Origin of the sequence: Acinetobacter sp. UBA3025 (assembly GCF_002367915.1) — a bacterium.
GTDB lineage: Bacteria > Pseudomonadota > Gammaproteobacteria > Pseudomonadales > Moraxellaceae > Acinetobacter.
The window spans coordinates 1-5,192 of the sequence record NZ_DFDO01000150.1 but is presented as its reverse complement, the minus strand read 5'-3'; the positions used below and the strand labels follow the sequence as shown (position 1 = coordinate 5,192).

The 5,192-nt window shown below is 38.4% G+C and carries 7 protein-coding genes; 2 read left to right on the top strand and 5 right to left on the bottom strand.

The annotated features are described in order from the left end of the window. Positions 1-2: 2 nt before the first annotated feature. From B4J23_RS06370 to B4J23_RS06355, 4 genes are all read right to left on the bottom strand, one after another. A complete protein-coding gene (locus tag B4J23_RS06370; protein ID WP_291359392.1) occupies positions 3-182 on the bottom strand; it encodes a hypothetical protein in 180 nt (59 codons plus the stop codon). Beyond that, positions 172-579: a plasmid mobilization relaxosome protein MobC gene (gene mobC, locus B4J23_RS06365; RefSeq protein ID WP_086374822.1), complete on the bottom strand. Its 408-nt coding sequence runs from the start codon at positions 577-579 to the stop codon at positions 172-174. The genes B4J23_RS06370 and mobC overlap by 11 nt, the downstream gene beginning before the upstream one ends. 990 nt (positions 580-1,569) lie before the next feature. Further along, positions 1,570-1,845 carry a type II toxin-antitoxin system YafQ family toxin gene (locus tag B4J23_RS06360; protein ID WP_086374821.1) on the bottom strand — a complete coding sequence of 92 codons (276 nt, stop codon included), beginning with the start codon at positions 1,843-1,845 and terminating at the stop codon, positions 1,570-1,572. After that, positions 1,842-2,126 carry a type II toxin-antitoxin system RelB/DinJ family antitoxin gene (locus tag B4J23_RS06355; RefSeq protein ID WP_086374820.1) on the bottom strand — a complete coding sequence of 95 codons (285 nt, stop codon included), beginning with the start codon at positions 2,124-2,126 and terminating at the stop codon, positions 1,842-1,844. Before B4J23_RS06355 ends, B4J23_RS06360 begins: the two co-directional genes overlap by 4 nt. A gap of 163 nt (positions 2,127-2,289) precedes the next feature. On the opposite strand from B4J23_RS06355, the gene B4J23_RS06350 reads away from it, so the two are divergent. Together B4J23_RS06350 and B4J23_RS06345 are read left to right on the top strand one after the other, a co-directional pair. After that, positions 2,290-2,691 (top strand): hypothetical protein, encoded by a 402-nt coding sequence (locus B4J23_RS06350; RefSeq protein ID WP_086374819.1) that lies wholly within the window; start codon positions 2,290-2,292, stop codon positions 2,689-2,691. 5 nt (positions 2,692-2,696) lie between these two features. Further along, complete coding sequence (locus tag B4J23_RS06345) at positions 2,697-3,530, top strand: hypothetical protein (RefSeq protein ID WP_086374818.1); 834 nt, start codon at positions 2,697-2,699, stop codon at positions 3,528-3,530. A 23-nt stretch (positions 3,531-3,553) separates the two neighbouring features. On the opposite strand, the gene B4J23_RS06340 is transcribed toward B4J23_RS06345, so the two are convergent. After that, a partial coding sequence (locus B4J23_RS06340) for a relaxase/mobilization nuclease domain-containing protein (protein ID WP_291359385.1) occupies positions 3,554-5,192 on the bottom strand: 1,639 nt, incomplete at its 5' end.

Below are 5,192 nucleotides of genomic sequence, written 5' to 3'. Positions count from 1 at the left end.
ACTTAAATCATGCTCGTAAAAGTGTATTTTTTGGCGTAAGGACTGCTATCAATAAGCTGCGCTGTTAATTCAACGTCACCACTCAAAACCTGTGTATGTTCACGCTCTCGATCTTCACCTAACAAATAATCGAGACAGCCTTTTGATAAACCTGAACCGTGTCTGAAGAAATCAACGATCATCTGGGCGTAACTCCCGAAGCTGCTGATCTATGGAAATCAACAAATGAAGTAACTTCACTTTGTCAAAAGTACCTACCCCTGCAATATCGGTATTAACTGCTTTGGCAATCTGATTCACATTATTACCAATTCGACCAAGTTCTAAGATCAAGGCTCGTTCTGTCTTGCTATATGAAGATTCAACAACCTTTGTTGCTTTAATTTTTTGGTCATCTTCTGCGTTGGAATTATGAATCTTTGTTGCTTTCTCAACTGCTGATTGTCTAAGTAGCTTTGCAATTGAACCATAAGGATTATTAGCATCAAGCAATTGATACTCTGATTCTGAAAGTCTGACTTTAAATGTTCGTTCACGAACTGCTTTGCTTTGTTTGTTTTCTTGTTCCTGTCCTGACATTTCAATCTACCCTGCTTTGGCTTTTGTAAGCTCTAAATTGGAAAATCTTTGATTTTTCTATTTAGAGCTTTTCGGGGGTATCGGGGGTGAAGCCCCTGATCAAGGTCACAGCTTACCACTATTAAACGAAGTGAAATAGGGGTAGCTGTGTATCCTTGCTTATTCAAATGCAGGTAAACGCCCTACACCAGAATTTAATCAAATGACACGGTATATAAACTCTAGCAGGTATTGGCATGAATCTTGTAAAACTAAAGGCACTCAACTGCTCTCACCGTCACCACAGCCTTCGTTTCACTCAGGCAGATGGTGAACGTTGAGAGAGTTTCGGCAATACTCTCCCTAAGGGCTGCCATTCAAAAAATGACATATCCCTTAAGTATTGCCGATTTAACCTGATTAGGCTGACGGAGCCACGCATCGGTCGTATCCGCACCATGCTTTGCACACATGGCAGACAAGGACTAAAGGTTTTGCACCTCTCCCCACACGCTCCCTGTCGAAGTATGGCGGTATCTCTGCGAGGGTTTCCCCAACATGCAACTTAACCGACCTATACAACTACTCTTAACGTTCCGTTTATGTGAGATTCCCCTGTAACGGTTTAGCCTTTCGACTATCGCTACGATGCACCAGTGACACTTATTCCCTCCACATGCACCGCATATCGACCTTAAAAAAGGATGCACAGAAGCTGATAAGACCCGAATACAAGTGTATTGCTTATTGGATGAACGAGAATTTAGGTAACGAAAGACTTTTTACTGATACAATACTTGCCATTTTTTATCAATTTGATAAAATCTGAAAAGCGGTACAAGCCGAAAGGTGAAATCAGTACGAGCGCTAACTCTGCTGATCTTCGTTACTTGATGCTCGTAACATCAAATAACTGCGTACCACCAAATATAAAGCGAAAGCCCATTTAGTTGCAAGACTGAATGGGCTTTTTCTTTGTAAATCTATAATTATATAAAAAATAGTTGTGGGCTATCCAAACAATTCGCTATGACTACCAAGCCGAGTTAAGGTTAATTCATCAGATGTATTCTTGTAGATGAGCAACAAATCAGGCTTAACATGGCACTCTAAATGACCAATATAATTTCCAGAAAGGTAATGGTTTTTATACTTTTCATCAAGAATGCCATTTTTAACCAGTGTTCCAAAGACCTCCGACCATTCAGGCGATACCAGTAACAAATACTGTTTTTTCAGATCTCGCTTAAATTGGTTCGTCATAGAGACTTTTTTCTGTTGGCTCATTCTTCATCGCTCGCAATGGCTAACATAGCTTTCATCGCTTCTTCGGGTGTTTCAAACGTTGTAACTTCGCCACACTCTACCGCTTCGATTGCTGCAAGCGTGGTGCTATTTGGCACACGATTAGCCCAATCAAAAGACAAAGGAACTTTACCAGTGCTTGCGATCTGATTGAAGAACATGCGTACTGCTTGGCTTGGTGTTAATCCGTATTGTTCCAAAACTGGATAGGCATTAGCACGCAAGTTATCATCAAGACGCATATTAAAATTTGTGTAACTCATATCATCACCATTAATGGATAGTTCATTACATTGTAATGTACTTGAAAAGCATAATTAGTGCAAAAAAGTTATTTTCACTCACGCTCGGCTAATTTACATATTTTAACTACCTATGATTTGATCAAATGATATAAAAGAAAAAAATTAAGAAGAGGGTAATATTATGAAATTAAAAATTTTTCTTGGACTATTAAGCTTTATATCTGTTTCAGCTTACTCTGCTACAGTTCCAGCAGAAGCCTTCAGCCGAGGTAATTGTAAATTCTACGTGCCAGGTTTTGGATATGGTTGGTATAACGAGTCTATTTCTTATGATGCTTTAACTGGTGTACATAAAAATATGTATGCAAAAACAGATCAAAAAGCTACCAATGGAAACCAACGATCAAATAATTCAAGTAACCCAAGTGGTTATCGTGTTCGAGCAGGATATGTTGATCCTACAAGTGATACAAGATTTTGGAATGTATCAGGTACGCACTATGAAACATTAGATAATGGACGAGCTGTTTCCCAATACACATCAGCAAAAGATTGTAATGGACGTATTGGACAAATTTTATAAATTCTATGAAAAAAAATAAGATTTTATTAATAGCTCTTATAGTTGGTATTATTGCTTTAGGTATTATCATTTTTATAAAGTCTCAAGCGGTTACTGAGACTAAAATACTAGGTAATGGTGATAGTACCAACTATACCAAAACAACCTCATCCTCTGAACCATTTATTCAGAATAATATAGTATCACCTGAATCATCCAATAAAAATATATCTTCACCTCCTAAAGATCAAAACAACGATGATACATTCATCTTTGATTCTGATTTAAAAGCATTAAGGGAAAAATACCCTGATGGTGTTTTATATACCAAATTATCTGAATCAAAATTAAATAAAGAACAAAAAGAGAACTTAGCAAAAAGTTTTGATAATTTAAATCGTTATGGGAGTTTTAGTGGTGGGAAAATTACTAATGAATTCTCACATTTAGATAAAAAAAGAGCAGCATTAAAGGAAGAAAAGCCTTTAGATTTTAAACCAACAAATATGGATACTTTAGTTCCAGACTTAAGTTTATCTGGTAAATGGTATTCAGGTGCAGTAAATGAAGGCAAATACAACTCTCTATATAGATTGTATGAAAGTCAAGATGGTAGTACCAAGTTTGAAGTAACTGAAATGTATTTAAACCCAAATAACAGTGCAATTGTAGAGGTTTTTCAAGAGAGCTTAAACCACAATGTAAATAATGTTCCTATGACTATAGAAACATTAAAAACTGAAAGTGGTAAAGACATTTATAATGTACACTTTAATTACAATAATAGATATTACTCATTGTCTACTGAAAATATGAATCGTACACAAGTAGAGAATATCCTTAACCAAATAACCAAGTAATATTTAACGATAATCTATATCAGCTACATCCCCCAACTCATGCCCCGATCTTGCTTAGATTGGGGCTTTTCCATTTCCTTTTGCTGTTGTCGTTGCTTCATCTGGACGAGATTTTCTTCAATATTTCGGATGTTGCGACCAAATTCTGTTGCGCTTTGGCTACTTGTGACGAGACTGAACGCTGTACGGTTGAGATTTTCTCCAGTACGTCCTCGTAATTCGTTGTAATTTGGCTCATCTCGCTGACTTTGCCATTGATCTGCTCGGTATAAGTTCCTGTACTTTTCTCTAAATCGTGAAATTGCTTCTGCATTGTCGCCAATGACTTTTGCATTTTCGCTAAGTTGTCTTGATCGGCTTTGATTGTTTCCGCCTGCGCTTCCAATATTCTCACTATTCGGCTCAAAGAACTGTCTAAAGTTTTCTGTTGATTCTGCAACTGCGCTTGTTGTTGCAGTAATTGCTGCTGTTGTTCTTCGATGATTTTCAATAACTGTGTTTCTAATTCGGTCATCGTTTAGTACCCCATTGGAATGTAGTAGCCGTTCCCGAATCGTCCCTGATTCTCGTTGATCAGGATACATAGGCGTTTGGATTTGCTCTTGAGTGGGGTGCATGTGCTGATATTCAGGCTTCCTCCCAACCGATTCAGGTGGTCGACTCTCATTTGCTTCTCGTTGATGACCATGTTTAGCGTCTGCATCTCTTTGTATTTGTTTTTGGTGACGAGACCAAGCGACAAAATGGCTATAAGCAAAATAACTGCTGCTGAAATCAGCCCCATATTCAAAATGGTAAGTTTTTTCTGTATTACTCGATTCTCGGCTTGCTGTTCTTGGCTCTGTATTTGCTCGTTCAACTTCGTTAAACGGGTCAATTTCGATTGCAGCAAGGCTTGGTACTGGTCGAGCTGCTTCTCGACCGTCTGGACGTTGTTTTGAATACTCTGGACTATTTTCTCGTCCGATTGTTGAATAGCGGTCGCTGTGATATTGGCTCTTGTGGTCAAGCTGTCTTTGATAATCTGTGACGTTTGCTCGATACCTTTCGCCAGTTGTTCCTCTGTATTCTTCAATTCGCTGCTGTACTTCTTGTCGATATTCGCCAGTAGCTCTAAAGCCTTGCTCATAAACCTCTCCACTCAAACGGATAGGACGTGTTGCGCCTTCATATGGATTTTCGATTGATATTGATTTTTGGGTCTGTCGGGTGACTTTGACTTCATTCGATTCAAGCCATTCAACCAATTTTTGCCGATCGGCAATTTCACCATTGGCAATAGCTCGATAGACACGTTGATGTAGCTGCTCTTTGAAGTCCTTAACGTCCTTTGGCAAATTCTTCTTATTTAAAAATAATTGGCGGTGTTCTGGGTCGTCTGGGTCATACAATGAATGCTCGGTATTGGTAATTTGTTTAAAGAGATCCACTCGATCAAGATCCACTGGCGCATAAAATGGCTGTAGCCGTTTGCCTGTTGAAAGCTCAACATTTGGAATCACAAAATTAAGCTCAAGCCTTGTTTCGCCTGTATCTTGGTTCACTTTATCTTGATGCTGTACCCATAAGATTTGATATTGATCTCGGTCTAAACCTGAAAAAAGGCATTGCTCAAAATTCTGCATGATCTGTTGTTTATCCTGATCACTTAAATCATGCTCG